Genomic DNA, 18,837 nt, shown 5'->3' on the forward strand with positions numbered 1-18,837 from the left:
AGTGATGCCCCGGCGGGTGCCCCCGATATGGAGGTGCCCGCCGGGGCATCACTGTGCTCTCTACTCTACTGTGCCCTTATACATAAGGGTGGGCGCTAGTGGGCGATACCCGCCTCATACGCCATAATGACCGCCTGCACACGATCACGCGCACCCAACTTCGCCAACACATGCGACACATGCGTCTTCACCGTCGCCTCCGACAGCACCAACTCCCGCGTAATCTCCGCATTCGACAAGCCACGCGCAATCAGACCCAACACCTCAAACTCACGCGGCGACAACTGCTCAATCAACTCACGGTGCGGATAATCCTCAACAGGCGCGAGGCTCGCAGAATCAGCCGGAATAAACGTCGCCTTAGGAAGCTCAGAACCCGCTGCCGGGGGAGCAACCTGCACAGACTCGGCGGCAGGAGCGGCAGGAGCAACAGGAGCGGCAGGAGCGGGGGAGTCCAGCACCGGAATCATCTGCTCCAACAGGCGGCGAGTCGCAGACGGCGCAATCACCGCATCCCCACGATGCACCGTACGAATCGCCTCCAGCAGCTGCTCCGGCGGAGTGTCCTTCAACAAGAAACCGCTCGCACCGGCACGCACCGCCGAATACACGTACTCATCAATATCGAAGGTGGTGAGCATGATAATGCGCACCCGCTCATCCGCCTCACAATCACTTTCCGCACGCTGAGCGTCACGCTCCAGAATACGGCGTGCCGCCTCCAGGCCGTCGCAGTGCGGCATGCGCACATCCATGAGGATGACCTGCGGCGCCTGCCCCTCAGAGACCATGCGGTCAAAAACATCAATCGCCGCCAGGCCGTCATCAGCTTCCATGACGACCTTCAGGTCCGGCTGGGAGTTCACGAGCATGCTCAGACCGCCGCGCACTAGGCGCTGGTCGTCAACGAGCATCACGCGGATTGGCTGGGTGTTCTGTGGTGCGGAAGAGTACATAGTTTCAATCCTAGGTCACAGTGGTGGGTATAAGAGGAGCGAACAGGGTATAGAGGTATTAGAGGTCGCGGTAGGGGAGCGTCGCCTCAACGAGCCAGCCGCCGTCGGGCTGCAGACCGTAGGTGAGGGTGCCGTGGTAGAGGGCGATGCGCTCGCTCATGCCGCGCAGACCGTTACCGCTACCGGGTACCGGGCTGCTGGCGCGCTGATTCGAGGCTGAGGTCGAGGCAGGGGAAACAGCGGAAACCGGGCCGTTCTGAACCCGCAAGTGCAGACCGTCCTCGCCCCAGTGAATGGTGACGGTGGTTGCTGCGCCGGGGGAGTGCTTGAGCGCGTTGGTGAGCGCCTCCTGCACGGTGCGGTACGCCGCCAGTTCGGCGCCCTGCGGCAGGGTGCGTGCCATAGTGCCGGTGATTCCGGTGAAGGTGACGGGTAGTCCGGCGCGGCGGCTCTGCTCCACGAGGGCGGGCACGTCGCTGAGGGTGGGCACGGGCGCGTAGGTGGTTGTCTCGTCGGTGCGGAGTAGCCCGAGTAGGGAACGCATCTGGGTGAGGGAGTCACGTGCCGTCTCTGCGATGAGTTCGAGGGTCTGCTCGGCAATATCCGGTGTGCTCTGCTGCTGAACCTGACCCGACTGCTCAGCCTGACCCGACTGCTCTGCCTGTTGTGTTTGCTGTGCGCGTGCGGTGCGGGCGCTCGCGGCGGCGTAGCGTGCCCCATCCGCCTGAGAAATAATGCTGGAGAGCGAGTGCGCCACAATATCGTGCATTTCACGGGCGATGCGTGTGCGTTCGTCCTGCGCGGCGAGGCGGCGTTCCTGTTCCTGCTCGTATTCGAGGCGGCGGGCGCGTTCTTCGAACTCTTCGCTGCGCAGTTCGCGCATGCGGCGGGAGTCGCCGAGGAACCAGAAGACAGTGAAGATAGATCCGCAGAGCACGCCGAGCATCAGGGAGATGAAGATGCGGGCGGGTATGTCGTCCCAGTGGTAGAGGAATGAGAGTGAGGCCTGCACGGTGACGGCGAGTGCGCCGACCCAGCCGAGAATGAGGCCGCGGAAGCGGGCGCGGCGGGTCCAGTGCCTGCCGATATGGTAGGCGGCGAGGGTGACCGGCGGGTAGCAGGTGACTGCGAGTGAGTCGGGGAAGGGAGACAGGAGGGTGAGGCAGAGCGCCGCGATGACCACGTAGATGCTGCCGTAGGGGAAGCGGTAGCGGAAGTAGAGCGCGGTGGTGCTGCAGAGCGCGGAGATGAGCGGGATCCAGCCGTAGCCATTGATGAAGGCAACGGAGAGTACGCAGCAGAAGAACTGCATGTGCGCGACGACGATAATGTTCATCCAGCCGCGGTTGTCTCTGAGGTAGCTTTGCACGCGGCTGGAGGCGGTGATTGCATCGGCGGGCAGGTCGATGCTTTCTGAGATGCCGCGGGTATGCGTTACGGCGTAGCCTGATCCGGCCGTCTCTGTGCTGTGCTGTGGGTTCTTCTGGGGTTCGGTGTGCTTGAGGGGCATGGTTCTAGTGTATCGGGGGTGTTTGTGAGGGATTGTGAGCCTCTTTTTTGCTCTCACGTGCAGGAATATTCTGTGGGTTTGTGTGTGGGGGTGTGTGCTTGGGTGGGTGCGACACGCTAAAAATAGCTATTTTTAGTGACCTTAATTACTTTTTTGTGGATTATTTATTCAACTAAGACTTGAGGGTTTGGGGTTGTATGGGCTTTGAATTTGGGTTTAAGAGACCTGAAACTCCCTTAAGTAACCTATTTGGGTTGAAAAACCTTCAAGTAATGCGGAGAGTTTAAGGGAAACCCCCTCATCAAACCATTTTTGGAACCATTGCGGTACAGGTCCTTGATGGGTATAGTTTTAGCCGTACCCGAAATCTATGCCGATGGCCCAAGGCCTCGCAGAGCGAACACCAAGCGCTCTGAAGTGCACCTCCCTATATATGGGGAGCGGGATACAGCATTATGTCGTTATCACCAGAGGTTAGGCGCAAGCCTACTTCACTCACTCGAATCTCATCAGGTGACGTTCTTCGCCGCGCACGACGGCGGGTGATAACTTTTATTCCTCAAAATGACATCACTCTCGAAGGACATACATGTCTACTAACATTTCTCGCCGCAAGGTTGTCGCTGGCGCAGCATGGGCTGCTCCGGTTGTCGCAGCATCTGCTGCAGTTCCCGCTTTCGCATCTTCCACTGAGTGTGACTGGAACTCCACCGAAAACTACAGCATCTCCGGTCAGCCCTCTGGTGCACGCGACACCCTGAAGTTTACTATTCCCGCTAAGGTCGACAAGCTCCGCTTCGAGGTCGCTGGTGGTGCAGGTGGCGGTTCCAACCAGGTTGCTGGTGGTTCCGGTGCTCTCGTGACCGGTGAAATCCCCGTCAAGGCAGGCCAGGTCATCGAGCTGGTCGCAGCTGCCGGTGGTGTGGCTTACCTGGCACCCGAGCCCGGTGTTGACAGCCCCTCGCTGTGGCAGACCCGCCCCGCAACCGGTGGTAAGGGCTACGGTAACGGTGGCGACGTGAACGCTCAGCCCGTTCCCGCAGACGCTAAGGCTCGTGTTGACGCTAACTGGCCCGGCGCTTCCGATATGAAGCGTTACCTCTACGGTGGTTCCGGCGGCGGCTCCTCCGCTCTGATCATCGACGGCACCCCGATTGCTGTTGCAGGTGGCGGTGGCGGTGCGGGTATCCGTACCCAGCCCGGTACCAACAACATGCCCTCGGGTAAGTACTACAACCCCAAGGCAGTCGACGCTTCCACCACCCGCCTGAGCGACCCTGACGTTAAGTCCGTTCTGCCCGCAGGTGCAAGCGCATCCGCAGCAGTCGGTGACAGCGCTGAGACCTCCATCTCTCACTACACCGTTCTGAAGCCGTTCGCCTCCGATCGTACCGCTATGAAGGTTGCCGGTGGTAACGGTGGCGGCAACGGTCAGGGTGGTGCAGGTGGCGAGCAGCCCATGCTGTACAACGACAAGGCTAACGTCCGTGGTGTCCTGGGCTTCACCAGCCAGAACAAGCAGGAGCTCTTCAGCTCCGCTACCGCTGGTGACAAGGGTGGCTCCGGCTTCGACGGTAAGGGTGCAGACGGCGTCTTCGCATACTCCTACCAGATCGATAACAACGACATCTCCAAGCTGGAAATCGTTCACGCAACCAACCCTGTTAACCTCAAGGATACGACCAGCCTGGCGAAGGACTCCACCCTGAAGTCCTTCAACGGTTACCAGACCGTTGTCTCCGCAGGTGGTGGCGCAGGCTACGGTGGCGGTGGCTCCGGTGCTGCTCGCGGCCTCTCCTCCATCATCACCTCCCAGAAGTGGAACGCTAACGAAGAGCCGACCCGTTACCGCCAGAACGTTAGCGCACTGCTGCAGGCAGGCGCAGGTGGCGCAGGTGGCTCCTACGTTTCCCCCACCGTTCCCAATGGTGAGATTTCCTCCGCTAACAACGCTGCAAAGCAGTCCGGTGTCCGTAACCCCGGTTACGTGAAGATTACCCTCTGCGCACGCTCCTAATAGCGTCTAAGTTCTTACCCTGTGAGAACTCGTAGATAAACAATATTCCCCGGCTGAATTATCAGCCGGGGAATATTGTTTTAACCGGTAGGAGCTGAACACCACAGAATCCGGAACCCCAGAAGCCAGGGAGCGTCGGGTCGAACCAGAGGGTCAGGGGAGTAGCGGGGCAGAAGCTACGGCTACTCAGAGGCCGTCTAGCCCAGAGTCTGAGAACCCGCCCGCACGCTCTACCGCCCACCCGCGGCGCGTATTACGGTAGAGGCATGACTGAAGCACGTAGCATCGACCTCGCCGTCATCCCCGGCGACGGCATCGGCCCCGAAATCATTACCGAAGCCCAGCGCATCCTCACCCGCGCCTGCGAGCTCGAAAACATCACCGTAACCCCCACCCACTACAAGCTCGGCGCCGAGCACTGGCTGGAAACCGGTGAAACCCTGCCCGACTCCACCATGGACGCCCTCAAGCAGCACGACGCGATCCTCTTCGGCGCCATCGGTGCAGACCCGCGCAGCGGCAAGATTCCCTCCGGTCTCATCGAACGCGAAATGCTCCTGAAGCTGCGCTTCGCTTTCGACCACTACATCAACCTGCGCCCCTCCCGCCTGTACCCCGGCGCAGTCTCCCCGCTTGCCAACCCTGGCAACATCGACTTCGTCGTCGTGCGTGAAGGTACCGAAGGCCCCTACATCGGCAACGGCGGCGTCATCCGCAGCGGCACCCCCCACGAAATCGCCACCGAAGTCTCCCTCAACACCGCACACGGCGTGGAGCGCCTGGTACGCTACGCCTTCGAGCTGGCGTCCACCCGCCGCAAGAAGGTCACCCTCGTGCACAAGACCAACGTGCTCACCCACGCAGGTCGCCTCTACAACCGCTACTTCACCGAAATCGCGGCTGAATTCCCCGAGGTTGAGACCGACTACCTGCACATTGACGCGACCACCATCTTCATGGTCACCGACCCTGCCCGCTTCGACGTGATCGTCACCGACAACCTCTTCGGCGACATCATCACCGACCTCGCCGGTGCAGTCACCGGCGGTATCGGCTACGCGGCAAGCGGCAACATCAACGCCGTCGGCGAGTTCCCCTCCATGTTCGAGCCCGTACACGGCTCCGCACCGGACATCGCCCGCCAGAACAAGGCAAACCCCACCGCCGCAATCCTCGCCGGCGCAATGCTGCTGCGCCACCTCGGCCACGACGCCGCCGCAGCCCGCATTGAGGACGCCGTTGAGGCAGATATGCGCGAGAACGGCGCGAGCGTGCGCGGAACCGATCAGGTCGGCGCGGACGTGCTCGCACGCCTCGGTTAATACTTGCCCGGCTAAAACTGGCTCGGCTAAAACCTGAACTACGCTAGTGAAGCCCGGAAGGAACACACCTTCCGGGCTTCACCTGTACCTAGCTACAAAAGATGGGGGAGGAGATCTCCGATGCCTAACCTCCAACAAGCCCGCACGAATCCCACTTGTTCACATCTTGAATGGCAGAAAAGGTGCGCATGCGGCAAACTCATCTTTCCGGTACTCTAAAACAGGTCAGGCACACCCGCCCGGCACCTCGGCGGTGGACACCATCCACCACTAGCTTTGATGCATCCGACTAGCACAGACCGCTAGATGCACCATCTGCCCCGCACGACAACGCGCCCGGCGGCACACACCGGTCCCTCGCCCCGCCGCGAGAACCGCCACTCAAAGAACGCCCACAGAGGCAACTAGACGAAGAGGAACGCAGAACGATGGCCATCGAATTCAGCCACGAAGCAAACCAGTCACCCGCCACCGCCGAACGCCGCGCCGAAATCCTCGCAAACCCCGGATTCGGCGACTACTTCAGCGACCACATGGTCACCATCGACTGGGAAGGCGACTACAAGACCGGCGGCACCTGGTACGACGCACGAGTTCACCCCTACGGCCCGCTCGTCCTCGACCCCGCAGCATCCGTCTTCCACTACGGCCAGGAAATCTTCGAAGGCGTCAAGGGCTACCGCCACGCCGACGGCTCCGTATGGACCTTCCGCCCCGAAAAGAACGCGGCACGTTTCGCGAACTCTGCACACCGTCTCTCCCTGCCCGAACTGCCCGCAGAGACCTTCATCGAATCCCTGCGCGAACTCGTGAAGATGGACGAACAGTGGGTACCCACCGGCGACGGTGAAGCCTTCTACTTCCGCCCCTTCATGATCGCAACCGAGGCGTTCCTGGGCGTTCGCCCCGCACGCCACGTGCAGTACCACGTCATCGGCTCGCCCGCAGGTAACTACTTCGGCACCCCCGAACCCGTGGACATCTGGCTCTCCACCACCTACGCCCGCGCAGGCGAAGGCGGCACCGGTGCGGCAAAGTGCGGCGGTAACTACGCAGCGTCCATGATTGCCCAGACCGAAGGTGAAAAGCACGGCTGCAAGCAGGTCATCTTCAAGGACCCGCACCGCGGCGACGCCATCGAAGAGCTCGGCGGCATGAACGTGTTCTTCGTCTTCGGCAAGGAAAACAAGATTGTTACCCCCGAACTGACCGGCACCATCCTCGAAGGCGTGACCCGCTCCTCGCTGATTCAGCTCGCCAAAGACCGCGGCATGACCGTCGAAGAGCGCGCCATCACCCTCACCGAATGGCGTGAAGGCGTGGCAAACGGCGACATCACCGAAATCTTCGCCTGCGGCACCGCAGCAGTGGTCGCACCCATCGGCAAGCTCAAGGCAGAAGACTTCGAAATCCCGGCACCCACCGAGCACTTCGGCGAAATCTCCAAGAGCCTGCGCGAAGAGCTCGTCGGCATTCAGCTGGGCACTGTTGAGGACCGCCACGGCTGGATGACCCGCCTCATCTAAAACGTGAATCTAACGTAACCCGCGAAATCCCCGCAGGATGCCCCGCCCGACCCGCACGTCGCGCGGCGAGCAGCCCGCGGGGATTCGCTGCACCCGGTAAGTGCTGCGCCGGGTGAATGCTGTGCTCGGTCAATCATGTGCCCGGAGAAGATAGGGGAGTGCATAGGGGAGGGGAGGCGCACCCCGCCGCCGCAACCCTCGAAGGCTGGTACCCTAGAAAGTATGCGTATTGCACGATTTACCGTAAATAATGAGCTCCACTTCGGGCTGGTAGAAGGTGACGCAGGCGAAGAAACCCTGCGCGTACTCGCCGGCGACCCCTTCTACTCGGGTATCGAACCGACCGGCACCACCTACCCCATCGACCAGGTGCGCCTGCTCGCCCCGATTATCCCCCGCTCCAAGGTGATTGGAGCGATCGCAAACTGGGCAGGAACCGAGGCGCCCGCCTCCCCGCAGTTCTTCCTCAAGCCCAACACCACCGTCATTGGCCCCGGCGACCCCGTGACCCTGCCCGAGTACTCCGAAGCCGTCAGCGCAGAAGGTGAACTCGCCGTCATTATCGGTCGTATCGCCAAGTCCGTGCCTCTCGAGCGCGTGCACGAAGTCATCTTCGGCTACACCGTAGCCAACGACCTCACCGCCCGCGACCTGCTCGAAGACCGCCAGTGGACCCGCGCCAAGGGCTTCGACGGCTCCACCCCGCTCGGCCCCTGGATCGAAACCGACCTGGACACCGACTCGCTGAACATCACCACCTGGGTTGACGGCGACGTCGTGCAGGAAGGCAACACCTCCGAAATGCACTACTCCGTAGCCGAACAGGTTGCCGCAGCCTCCGAAATCTTCACCCTGCTGCCCGGCGACGTACTGCTCACCGGCACCCCCGCCGGCATCAGCGTACTGCGCGACGGCAACGAAGTAGAGGTCGAAGTCGAAGGCATCGGCTCCCTCGTCACCCGCGTGCGCGACTAAGCCGCCCGCGCCCCAAAACGTAACGTATATCCTGAAACACACCGTCAAGGAGACATCATGACCGAATACCACGGTCCCGTACTCAACAGCCCCGCAGACACCCGCGTCCGCTTCTGCCCCTCGCCCACCGGCACCCCGCACGTGGGCATGGTCCGTACCGCCCTCTTCAACTGGGCGTACGCACGCCACACCGGCGGCAAGCTGATCTTCCGCATCGAAGACACCGACGCGGCACGCGACTCCGAAGAGTCGTTCAACCAGGTGCTCGAATCCCTGCACTGGCTCGGCATCAACTGGGACGAAGGCGTCGGCGTCGGCGGCCCCCACGAGCCCTACCGCCAGTCCGAGCGTAAGGCCGCAGGCATCTACAACGAGGTCTTCGCAAAGCTCGTTGAAGGCGGCTACGTGTACGAAGACTTCTCCACCCCCGACGAGGTGAAGGAACGCCGCAAGGCAGCCGGTCAGGACCCGCAGCTCGGCTACGACAACTACGACCGCAACCTCACCGAAGAGCAGAAGGAAGCCTACCGCGCCGAGGGTCGCAAGCCCGTGTGGCGTCTGCGCATGCCCGACGAAGACATCACCTTCAACGACCTCGTTCGCGGTGAAATCACCTTCAAGGCAGGCACCGTACCCGACTACGTGGTCGTCCGCTCCAACGGCGACCCGCTGTACACCTTCGTGAACCCCGTCGACGACGCACTCATGGGCATCACCCACGTGCTGCGCGGCGAAGACCTGCTCTCCTCCACCCCGCGCCAGATCGCGCTCTACCGCGCACTCATCGACACCGGCGTGACCAGCTTCATCCCCGAATTTGGCCACCTGCCCTACGTCATGGGCCAGGGCAACAAGAAGCTCTCCAAGCGCGACCCCGAGTCGAACCTGTTCCTGCTGCGCGACTCCGGCTTCATCAAGGAAGGCCTGCTGAACTACCTGTCCCTGCTGGGCTGGTCCCTCTCCGCAGATCAGGACGTCTTCAGCATCGACGAGCTCGTCGAGCACTTCGACGTACACGACGTTGTTGCTAACCCCGCACGCTTCGACGTGAAGAAGGCAGAGTCCATCAACGGCGACCACATCCGTGCGCTCGACCCCAAGGACTTCCGCGACCGCCTCATCCCGTACCTGCAGGCTGCAGGCGTACTCGGCGAAACCCTCACCGAGCGTGAAGAGCAGATCCTCACCGAAGCTGCACCCCTCGTTCAGGAGCGCATGCAGCTGCTCGGCGAAGCACCCGGCCTGCTCGCATTCCTCTTCAAGGCTGACGAAGAGATCAGCACCGCAGAGGACGCACGCAAGCAGCTCAAGGAATCCGCACCGCAGGTCCTCGCCGCAGCAATCGAGGCTCTGGAGCCCCTCGAGGACTTCACCGCAGCCAACATTGAGGCAGCCCTGCGTGCAGCAATCGTCGACGGTCTGGAAATCAAGCCGCGCCTCGCATTCGGCCCCGTGCGTATCGCTGTGTCCGGTGAGCGCATCTCCCCGCCGCTGTTCGAATCCATGGAAATCCTGGGCAAGGACTCCTCCCTCGCACGCCTGCGCAAGCTCGCCGCTGAACTGAGCTAACCATGAAGCAGTCGATTATGGGGCAGGCGCTGCTGAAGGGCACCCTCATGGCGCTCACCAACGCCTGCATTATCTGGCTGTTCGCCTACATCGCCGGCTTTGACCGCTCCGTGTGGATGGTCATCATCATTATTGCTGGCGCGGTACTCGCCTACGTGACCGCATTCCTGGAGGCACGCGCCATGCAGAACGCGGCTCGCGGCGGCGACGTGAGCACCTCCTCGTCTGTCGTGGATTCCTCGGACTCTTCGGATTCTTCTGGCTCTTCGGACGAAGAAGAGGAAGAGGACGACTTCGTGGACCCGGGCCCCGACCCGGACGCGGGCGACTTCGACGCCGGAAGCTCCAGCAGCTCCGACTACAGCAGCTACAGTAGCTCCGACTACTCTGGCGGCGGCGATTCCGGTGGAGGCGACTCCGGCGGTAGCAGCGACTAAGCTCTAGCTAGTTTTGGTGCGCTCGCAGGCACCTGCGATGTGTACTTTGAGAGCCCAGTGAGAGCCCGGCGAGAATTTATGTTCAAGAGAATCCCCTTATCCAGCGGGAATCAGACGAACAAAAAGTCTGAAAAACCCGGCGGATAAGGGGATTTTTTATAAATTTGAGAATAATTTTTGTGATGGGTATTTCCTGTAAAACTACTAGTCAGTATCTTTTATGGGGGTGAATCTGGTTATATTTGGGGGAGTGTGGCAAGAATTTGGTTTGCGTGCCCCAGTAAAGACTCGTATAGTAGTACCTGTTGTTGCGACGAACTGAAAAGTTCAAAGCGAAAACATGCGGTTGTAGCTCAGTTGGTAGAGCACCACCTTGCCAAGGTGGATGTCGCGAGTTCAAGTCTCGTCAACCGCTCCACTAAAGCCCCGAGGTTCGCCTCGGGGCTTTTTCGTTGTCTCCAAAAGTTTTGGTAAGTCTTTAGCTTTTGAAGGTGCAGGTCTTAGCTTTTGGAGGCGTGGGGTGGGAGTAGTGGGGCGGGAGTTTTGCGATTTTTCTCGAGGCGACTGCTTGGTGAGCTAGCTGCCTGACTACTTGACTGCCTGGCTACCTGACTGTCTGGCCATCTGGCTATTTGGCTATCTGACTGCCGGGAAGGTGGGAAGAAAAAATCTTCAAAAAACTTTGGGGTGCAAAGCATACAGGGAGGGGGTAAAGCTACTCTCCGAGCCCCCTCGAAGCTTCTTTGAGGGGCGAAAATCGGCCCCAAAACCCTCTTTTTGAAGAAATTTAAAAAACTTTTTCGCCCCAAAAACCCCGGAAATAAGCGGAAGTAGCGGGTATAAAGCCGTGAGTGTGAGGCGGCTCTCCAGATTTCGGCTTGCACGCCTCCAGAAAGACCCGTATAGTTATTACTCGTTCCGGTGATAAGCCGAAAGGCGAAAAGCGGAACGGTAACTCAATAGAGTAATGGGATATGGTGTAATTGGCAACACGAAGGTTTCTGGTTCCTTTGTTCTAGGTTCGAGTCCTGGTATCCCAGCTAACCTCCTAACGGAGGTTGCGGCCCCATCGTATAGCGGCCTAGTACTCCGCCCTCTCACGGCGGCAACACCGGTTCAAATCCGGTTGGGGTCACACTAGGAAAAAGCCTGGTTTCTTCGGAAGCCAGGCTTTTTTGTTTATCCAGCGAAAAGCCACAAGTGTTTCGAGAAGCCACCACTTATGTGGCTTTTCGAAACACAAGTGGCTTCTCGGCGGGGATAAAACAGGAATAAAAAAGGGGCGCGCAAAATTTGACCTTCACGCCAAGCCTCGGTATAGTCTTATCCGTAAGCGTGATTGGCGCAGTGGTAGCGCGCTTCGTTCACACCGAAGAGGTCACTGGTTCGAACCCAGTATCACGCACCAAATAACCCCCGTTTCAAGGAACGGGGGTTTTATTATGCCCACCGGTATTTGTGCCCACCAGCAGTACAACACAGCCGCGGACACAACCACCCGAGAATGAGGTACCCGTGACAACACCCGAACTCGCCACCGCCACCGACTACGGACGCATGTACGCGCGCGTCCGCGGAGGAGAACCCCTCGTCCCCTCCATCACCACCGTCATCGGGCAGCACGCCAGCGACCTCAGCGGCTGGCACGGGTACATGGCAGCCAAAGCCGCCCTCGAAGACCAGCGCGCCTACCGCGCCACCGGATCCCACGGCCTCAAATTCGCCATCATCCGCGACGCAGCCAGCGCCTCCGAACGATACCGCGACGCAGCCGCCGCCCGAGGCGACCGCGTCCACAACTACGCCGAAGCCGTCGCCCTACGCGCCATGGGACGCGAACACAACCTCGACGAAAGCCGCGAACAGCTCATCATCAACGGCGAACAAGCCTACGCCGACCGCTTCGACGAATGGTGGGAAGCCTTCAAACCCCGCCCCCTCGCCGCCGAAGTCACCATCTGGAACGACACCGTCGGCTACGCGGGCACCCTCGACCTCGTCGCAGAAATCGCGGGCCGAACCTGCATCATCGACTACAAAACCAAAGGCACCGACAAACGCGGCCGCGTCAAAGCACTCGACGAGAAGGTCGTCATGCAGCTCGTCGCCGGACTCAAAGCCGAAGAATCCATCGTTGACCCCGACGAAGGCACCTGGGAACCCTGGAAATACGGTGACGCGCCCGTCCTCATGGGCGTAGCCCTCGGCGAAACGCAGGTGCTGCCGCAGCAGGCAAACCCCGCCGTGCTCGAACGTAACTGGTACAAGTTCTGCGCCCTGCGCCGCGTTTGGGAATTCGACCGCCAGGTCCAAGAATTTGAAGACCCCGCGCTCATGCCCGTAGTACCCCCGCCCGCGGCATAAACCAGTACCCCCGCCCGCGGCATAGGGAAGTAACGGGCGTAGGGGAGAGGCTCAAACCCCCTGAGGAGGTGAGCACGGGGAGATGAGCCCAGGGAAGCGAGGCTCAGCCCTCACCCTGCCGCCTCCACCCCCAGCGCCTCGATTCGTTCTAGATTCGCGCTACTGAATCGGCGACAATAGAACAATAGGCAGAACGGCGCACCTGCTGTGAAGAATGCGCCCGCTGTGAAGAACCCGCTACTGAGAAAACCGCCAGCGCAGTTCTGCCGCCATATTGAAATCCGTAAGCACATTCCCGGCACCCCGCCGGCAAAGGAGAACCATGACCATCCTGAGCATCCGCACCGTAGGCGACCCGGTGCTGCGCAGCGTCTGCGACCCAATCACCGTCTTCGACGACGACCTGGCACGACTCATCGACGACATGCTAGAAACCATGTACGACGTGGGCGGCGTGGGCCTTGCCGGCCCGCAGGTTGGCATCTCCAAGCAGATCTTCACCTTTGGCGGCATTGACGACCGCGAAGGCTACATCATCAACCCCGTGCTTGAGGTTGGCGAAGAAGACCAGGAAGGCGGCGAAGGCTGCCTGTCCGTGCCCGGCCAGAAGTCCGCGACCCCGCGCAAGAACTGGGCGCGCGTGACCGGCGTGGACCGCCACGGCGAACCCCTCGTGCTGGAGGGTGAGGGCCTGTTCGCGCGCATGCTGCAGCACGAAACCGACCACCTGCACGGCAAGCTGTTCATCGACCGCCTCGTGGGTGAAGACCGCCAGCGCGTGATGCGTGCCCTGCGCGCCGCAGACTACAACAATGTCGCCGCGAAGACCGTGACCGAGCGTGCAACCCGCGTGGGCGGCGCCTTTGGCGGCGGCGGTGCGTTCGGTGCCGGTTCCTCCTTTGGTAGCTTCGGAAAGTAGGCTCACATGCTCAACATCATTTACGCAGGCACCCCCGACGTTGCCGTGCCCCCGCTCGACTACCTGGCGAACTCCGATAAGGTTCGCGTGGTTGGCGTGCTTACCCGCGAAGACGCCCCCGTGGGCCGCAAGCGCGTGCTCACTCCCTCCCCGGTCGCGCAGCGTGCCGAAGAGCTCGGCCTGCCCATCGTGAAGGCAAACCGCTGGAACGACGCAGCCGCCGCAGCCATTGCTGAACTGAACGCTGACGCAGCCGCCGTGGTCGCCTACGGCGCCCTGCTGCCGCTACCCGCGCTCGAATCCCTGCGTTACGGCTGGGTCAACCTGCACTTCTCCAAGCTGCCCGCATGGCGCGGCGCCGCCCCCGTGCAGCGCGCCCTCATCGCCGGTGAGCAGGAAATTTTCTCCACCACCTTCCTGCTCGAAGAAGGCCTGGACACCGGCCCCACCTTCGAACAGGAATCCACCCCCGTAGCCGCCGACGACACCGCAGGCACCGTGCTGATGCGCCTCGCAACCAGCGGCGGCGCACTGCTTGAACGCACCTTCGAACGCCTCGAAGCGGGCGAGAGCGGCACCGTGCAGGTCGAGGACGAATCGGTCAGCTACGCCTCCAAGATGAGCATTGCCGACGGCCGCCTCACCTGGACCGAACCCGCCGAGCAGATCCTGGCGCGCTTCCGCGGCGTGACCCCCGAACCCGGCGCATGGTGCGAACTGGGGGAAAACCGCTTCAAGATCGGTGGTCTGGCAGTTGCCGACGAGCGCCTGGCGCAGTCCCTGATCGAGGCGAACGGTGGTCCCCTCGCACCCGGTGCGGTGCGTCTGCACGCGAAGAAGGTACTGGTCGGCACCGGTACCGAACCGCTGATGCTGCTGCAGGTTCAGCCTGCCGGTAAGAAAATGATGGATGCGCCCGCGTGGGCTCGCGGCGCTGGCAAGGACATGGCGGAAGGCCTGGTGGTACTCGCATGAGCAACGAAAAGCGCCCCTACAAGGGAGGATACGGCAAGCCCGGTCACGCTGGCAACGGCAAGTTCAGCCAGGGCAAGTCTCATCAGGGCAAGTCTTATCAGGGCGGCGACCAGGGTGAGGGCGGTGCGAAACGTAAGCGTCGCCGCCGCTCTGGTGCTGGCACCGGCTCGGGCGTGAACGAGCAGAACCGCCAGCAGTCTCAGAATTCTCAGCGTTCCCAGAACCAGCGTTCGCAGAGTCAGCGCTCACAGAATCAGCGTTCGCAGAATAGCCGCACTCAGGGCCGCCCGCAGAAGTGGGATGACAACTCCCGCAGTGAATCCCGCAACGAATCGCGCACCGGCCGCCGCTTCGACGGCCTGACCAGCGTCGAACGCGCCGCACGCCGCGCCAAGACCGAACACGACGACACCAAACGCGGTGGCGGCGGCACCTCCCGACGCAATAAGAGCGGCCACGAACGCAACCGTCGTTCCATGTCCGCCCGCGAATTCTCAGCGGCGGCACCCTCCGCACGCTCGCGCACCGCAGACACCGCACGTGCAACCGTCTTCGACGTACTGCGCTCCGTGGCGGAATCTGACGCCTACGCGAACCTCGTGCTACCCAAGGCGATCCGTAGCCACCGCCTCGACCACCGCGACGCAGGCTTCGCAACCGAGCTGACCTACGGCACGCTACGCCACCAGGGCACCTACGACGCAATCCTCAGCCGCTGCGTAGACCGCCCCCTCGAGAAGGTCGGCACTACCACCCTCATCGTGTTGCGCATGGGCGTGCACCAGCTGCTGAACATGCGCGTTCCCGCCCACGCGGCGCTGAACCAGAGCGTGTCCCTTGCGCGCGAAAAGATCGGTGCAGGCCCGGCAAGCTTCATCAACGCGGTGCTGCGCCGCGTCTCCGAGCGCACCCCCGAAGAGTGGTACGAACTCATCATCGAGGACGCGAAGGACGACACCGAGCGCATGGCGCTGCTCGCCTCGCACCCCGGCTGGATTGTGCGTTCCATGCGCCAGGCACTCGTCGCGCACGGCCGCCCCGCCTCCGAAATTGAGCAGCTGCTCGAAGCGGACAACCTCGCCCCCGTGGTGAACCTGGTTGCGCTGCCCGGTCTGGGTAGCCTCGACGAGGCACGCGAACAGGGCGCCGTCGACGGCGAGCTGGTCGAGGGTTCGGCGCTGTACGCTTCCGGCGACTTGGCGCGCCTGGAATCCGTACGTGAAGGCACCGTCCGCGCCCAGGATGCCGGCTCCCAGCTGGTGGCACGCGCGCTCGCCGCAGCGCCCCTGGACGGCACCGATACCGCCTGGCTCGACCTGTGCGCAGGCCCCGGCGGTAAGGCGGCGCTGCTCGGCGCGCTCGGTATTCAGCGCGGCGCATCCCTGATCGCCAACGAGGCAGCACCGCACCGCGCGCAGCTCGTGGAATCCTCCATGCGCCCCCTGCCCGAGGACAGCTACACGGTACTCGCCGGCGACGGCCGCCAGATCCGCGAGACCCTGCGCAAGAACGCCTCCGACCTGCCCGGCTCCATTGAGCCCGGTCAGCTTTTTGACCGCGTCATGGTGGATGTGCCCTGCTCCGGTCTGGGTGCCCTGCGCCGCCGCCCCGAGGCGCGTTGGCGCAAGTCCCCGCGCGATATTGCGGAGCTACTGCCCCTGCAGCGTCAGCTCCTGGAGGCAGCCATTGAGGCGACCCGCCCCGGCGGCGTCATCGCCTACGTGACCTGCTCCCCGCACGCGGCAGAAACCCAGAACATTGTGGCTGAGGTGCTCGAAAGCGGTGCGGTCAGCCTGCTCGACTCCGCCGCCGCGCTGCGTGAAGTTGCCCTGCGCACCGAAGGGGCAAACGGCGAACCCGTGAGCGTGCTGGCGGAGGAGAAGGACCCCGGCCACACCCCCGAGATCAAGGTCAAGAAGGGCGCCCCGGCCGTGAAGGCTTCTCAGAACCCGACCACCGCTCAGCTGTGGCCGCACGTGCACGGAACCGACGCAATGTTCCTCGCCCTGCTGCGTAAGAACTAGCATCAGCGCTAACCCACAGCATTAGCCCGCCCGTCGCTACGGCACAGATTTGAAAGGAACCCCATGGGTATTGCCATTAACCCGTCGATTCTCTCGGCGGATTTCGCGAACCTGCAGCGCGAGCTGGAGCGTATCAGCACCGCAGACGCCGCGCATATTGACGTGATGGACAACCACTTCGTCCCCAACCTCACCTGGGGCCCACCGGTGGTTAAGCGTCTGCGTGAAATCTCCCCGGTGCCGTTCGACGTGCACCTGATGATTGAGGACGCCGACCGCTGGGCACCCGAATACGCCAGCATGGGTTGCGAATCGGTGACTTTCCACGCGGAGGCGGCTATCGCCCCCATCAAGCTGGCGCGCACCCTGCGTGCTGAGGGTGCGAAGGCAGGTATGGCGCTGCGCCCGGCAACCGCCGTGGAACCCTACCTGGACATGCTCAGCGAACTGGACATGCTGCTGATCATGACCGTGGAACCCGGCTTCGGCGGCCAGGCGTTCCTGGACGTGACCCTGCCGAAGATTGCCCGCGCCGCCAAGGCGATTGAGGGCGCGAACCTGCCGGTGACCGTGCAGGTGGACGGCGGCATCACCGAAGAGACCATCCTGCGTGCCGCGGAGGCGGGCGCAACCTGCTTCGTTGCCGGCAGCTCGGTCTACGGTGTGGACGAGGCACTCGGCGGCCCAGAGGCGGCCATCGCCTCCCTGCGTGCGGCGGCTGCATCGGTCAAGCGTTCCGGTTGCGGTTGCGGCTGTTAGCGGTGCCCGCCAGTAATGGTGCCTGCTGGTAGCGGTGCTCTGTAGAACATCAAAACGCCCCGTCGCGGTTCTTCGCGGCGGGGCGTTGTGCATGCCCTGCTTTCTCACCCCTTTCTCACCCCTTTCTCAGCGTCTCAACCGCCGCAGATGTGTAGCGAGACACGGCAGGGGAGAGGCACCCCGTTTAAACGACAAGGTGTCAGCAAGACTATGACAAAACGCGAAATATGTTAACCCGCGGAATTCCGCGGTAAAACCGGGCATTCTGACGGTGTGAGAAGACAAACAGAACGCGTCTTGATGTAACACTCAGATATCTGTAAGGTTAGGTATAGTTTAGTCATATCTAGGGGGAACTATGTCTTTCAACCGAACCGAGCTGACCGACACCGAAAACCAGGGCGCACCGGGTGTTAACCGCCGTGCCTTCTTTGGCCTGGCGCTCGCCTCATCGGCTGCTCTCGCCCTCGCGGCATGCAGCAGCGAGACCACCACGACCACCACTTCCGGCGGTTCCACCTCCGGCGGCAACAGCGGCACCCGAACCATCAAGGACATTGACGACGAGAATGTAGAAGTTCCCGCCAACCCGCAGAAGGTTATCGTCCTCTCCGAACCCACCCTCGACGGCCTGCTCGCCCTCGGCGTGACCCCTGTCGGTTCCGTCTCCGGTCGCGGCCAGTCCGGCGTGCCCAACTACCTCGCCGACCGCGCCAAGGGCGTGCAGATCATCGGCACCGTCGCCCAGGTCAACTACGAGCAGATCGGCAACCTTGACCCCGACCTGATCCTCGTCGACTCCACCGGCGTGGACAAGCGCTCCGACGCCTACGAAACCCTCAAGAAGATCGCCCCCGTGGTCTACTGCGGCTACGCGGGCGGCGACTGGCGCATCAACTTCCGCAACGTCGCCAACGCCATGAACATGGTTGACAAGGGTGAAGAAGTCATCAAGGCATACGAGGCAAGCGCCGTAGCGCTGAAGGAGCAGCTCGCCCCCAAGTACGGCGACAAGACCTTCTCCATCGTCCGCTGGGCAGGCAACGGCCCCGCACTGATTCTCAAGGAACTGCCCGCCGGCCAGGTACTCAACGACCTGGGCCTCAAGCGCCCCGAGGCGCAGGACCGCAACGGCCAGGGCCACTCCGAGCCCGTCTCCCTGGAGAACCTGGCAAGCATCGACGCGGACTACATGTTCCTGGGCACCCTCGGCGGCGCAAGCCAGCAGAACCCGAACGCGCAGGGCTCCGCAGGCCTGCAGGGCGCCGAAGAAGCACTGAATAAGGCGAAGGAAACCTCCGGCTTCACCAACCTGAAGGCAGTCAAGGAGGACCACGTGATTCTCGTGGACGGCTCCAAGTGGACCTCCACCGGCGGCCCGCTGCTGCTCGAAGGCATTGTTGAAGACGTCAAGAAGGCGCTTCCGCTCTAAATACCCCGTGAAGCAATCACCCGCTGAAGCTTCCTGAACCCCCTTCCCGCCG

Annotated in this window: 14 protein-coding genes and 4 tRNA genes; 16 read left to right on the top strand and 2 right to left on the bottom strand. The window is 62.2% G+C overall.

Annotated elements, in window-relative coordinates:
* Positions 1–95: 95 nt before the first annotated feature.
* Together RM6536_RS07200 and RM6536_RS07205 are read right to left on the bottom strand one after the other, a co-directional pair.
* Positions 96–956, bottom strand: a complete 861-nt coding sequence (locus tag RM6536_RS07200) for a response regulator (RefSeq protein ID WP_081094665.1) — start codon at positions 954–956, stop codon at positions 96–98.
* A gap of 58 nt (positions 957–1,014) precedes the next feature.
* Positions 1,015–2,466, bottom strand: coding sequence for a histidine kinase (locus tag RM6536_RS07205; RefSeq protein WP_171840181.1), 1,452 nt, complete (start codon positions 2,464–2,466; stop codon positions 1,015–1,017).
* Positions 2,467–3,055: 589 nt separating this feature from the next.
* On the opposite strand from RM6536_RS07205, the gene RM6536_RS07210 reads away from it, so the two are divergent.
* The 16 genes from RM6536_RS07210 (at position 3,056) to RM6536_RS07285 (ending at position 18,785) form a co-directional block, all read left to right on the top strand.
* Positions 3,056–4,483 carry a hypothetical protein gene (locus RM6536_RS07210; RefSeq protein WP_060824602.1) on the top strand — a complete coding sequence of 476 codons (1,428 nt, stop codon included), beginning with the start codon at positions 3,056–3,058 and terminating at the stop codon, positions 4,481–4,483.
* Positions 4,484–4,749: 266 nt separating this feature from the next.
* Positions 4,750–5,805, top strand: coding sequence for a 3-isopropylmalate dehydrogenase (locus RM6536_RS07215; protein WP_060824603.1), 1,056 nt, complete (start codon positions 4,750–4,752; stop codon positions 5,803–5,805).
* 428 nt (positions 5,806–6,233) lie between these two features.
* Positions 6,234–7,331: a branched-chain amino acid aminotransferase gene (locus RM6536_RS07220; RefSeq protein ID WP_060824604.1), complete on the top strand. Its 1,098-nt coding sequence runs from the start codon at positions 6,234–6,236 to the stop codon at positions 7,329–7,331.
* 222 nt (positions 7,332–7,553) lie between these two features.
* On the top strand, positions 7,554–8,306 hold the full coding sequence (locus RM6536_RS07225; protein WP_005507404.1) for a fumarylacetoacetate hydrolase family protein: 753 nt from the start codon (positions 7,554–7,556) through the stop codon (positions 8,304–8,306).
* 57 nt (positions 8,307–8,363) lie between these two features.
* Positions 8,364–9,875: a glutamate--tRNA ligase gene (gene gltX, locus RM6536_RS07230; protein WP_060824605.1), complete on the top strand. Its 1,512-nt coding sequence runs from the start codon at positions 8,364–8,366 to the stop codon at positions 9,873–9,875.
* A gap of 2 nt (positions 9,876–9,877) precedes the next feature.
* Entirely contained in the window at positions 9,878–10,312 is a 435-nt protein-coding gene (locus tag RM6536_RS07235) for a hypothetical protein (protein ID WP_060824606.1), read from the top strand.
* Positions 10,313–10,654: 342 nt separating this feature from the next.
* Positions 10,655–10,730 (top strand) — tRNA-Gly (locus tag RM6536_RS07240).
* Between the two features lie 550 nt (positions 10,731–11,280).
* Positions 11,281–11,352 (top strand) — tRNA-Gln (locus RM6536_RS07245).
* Positions 11,353–11,374: 22 nt separating this feature from the next.
* Positions 11,375–11,447 (top strand) — tRNA-Glu (locus tag RM6536_RS07250).
* Positions 11,448–11,645: 198 nt separating this feature from the next.
* A tRNA-Val gene (locus RM6536_RS07255) sits at positions 11,646–11,720 on the top strand.
* A 107-nt stretch (positions 11,721–11,827) separates the two neighbouring features.
* Positions 11,828–12,676, top strand: coding sequence for a PD-(D/E)XK nuclease family protein (locus tag RM6536_RS07260; protein WP_060824607.1), 849 nt, complete (start codon positions 11,828–11,830; stop codon positions 12,674–12,676).
* Between the two features lie 322 nt (positions 12,677–12,998).
* Positions 12,999–13,595 carry a peptide deformylase gene (gene def / locus RM6536_RS07265; RefSeq protein WP_044150322.1) on the top strand — a complete coding sequence of 199 codons (597 nt, stop codon included), beginning with the start codon at positions 12,999–13,001 and terminating at the stop codon, positions 13,593–13,595.
* A gap of 6 nt (positions 13,596–13,601) precedes the next feature.
* A complete protein-coding gene (gene fmt, locus RM6536_RS07270; RefSeq protein ID WP_060824608.1) occupies positions 13,602–14,570 on the top strand; it encodes a methionyl-tRNA formyltransferase in 969 nt (322 codons plus the stop codon).
* Entirely contained in the window at positions 14,567–16,594 is a 2,028-nt protein-coding gene (locus RM6536_RS07275; protein ID WP_060824609.1) for an RsmB/NOP family class I SAM-dependent RNA methyltransferase, read from the top strand. The genes fmt and RM6536_RS07275 overlap by 4 nt, the downstream gene beginning before the upstream one ends.
* Before the next feature lie 63 nt (positions 16,595–16,657).
* Positions 16,658–17,353 (top strand): ribulose-phosphate 3-epimerase, encoded by a 696-nt coding sequence (gene rpe / locus RM6536_RS07280; RefSeq protein WP_060824610.1) that lies wholly within the window; start codon positions 16,658–16,660, stop codon positions 17,351–17,353.
* 358 nt (positions 17,354–17,711) lie between these two features.
* Positions 17,712–18,785, top strand: a complete 1,074-nt coding sequence (locus RM6536_RS07285) for an iron-siderophore ABC transporter substrate-binding protein (protein ID WP_060824611.1) — start codon at positions 17,712–17,714, stop codon at positions 18,783–18,785.
* The last annotated feature ends 52 nt before the right edge of the window (positions 18,786–18,837 follow it).

Source organism: Rothia mucilaginosa (assembly GCF_001548235.1).
GTDB lineage: Bacteria > Actinomycetota > Actinomycetes > Actinomycetales > Micrococcaceae > Rothia > Rothia mucilaginosa_B.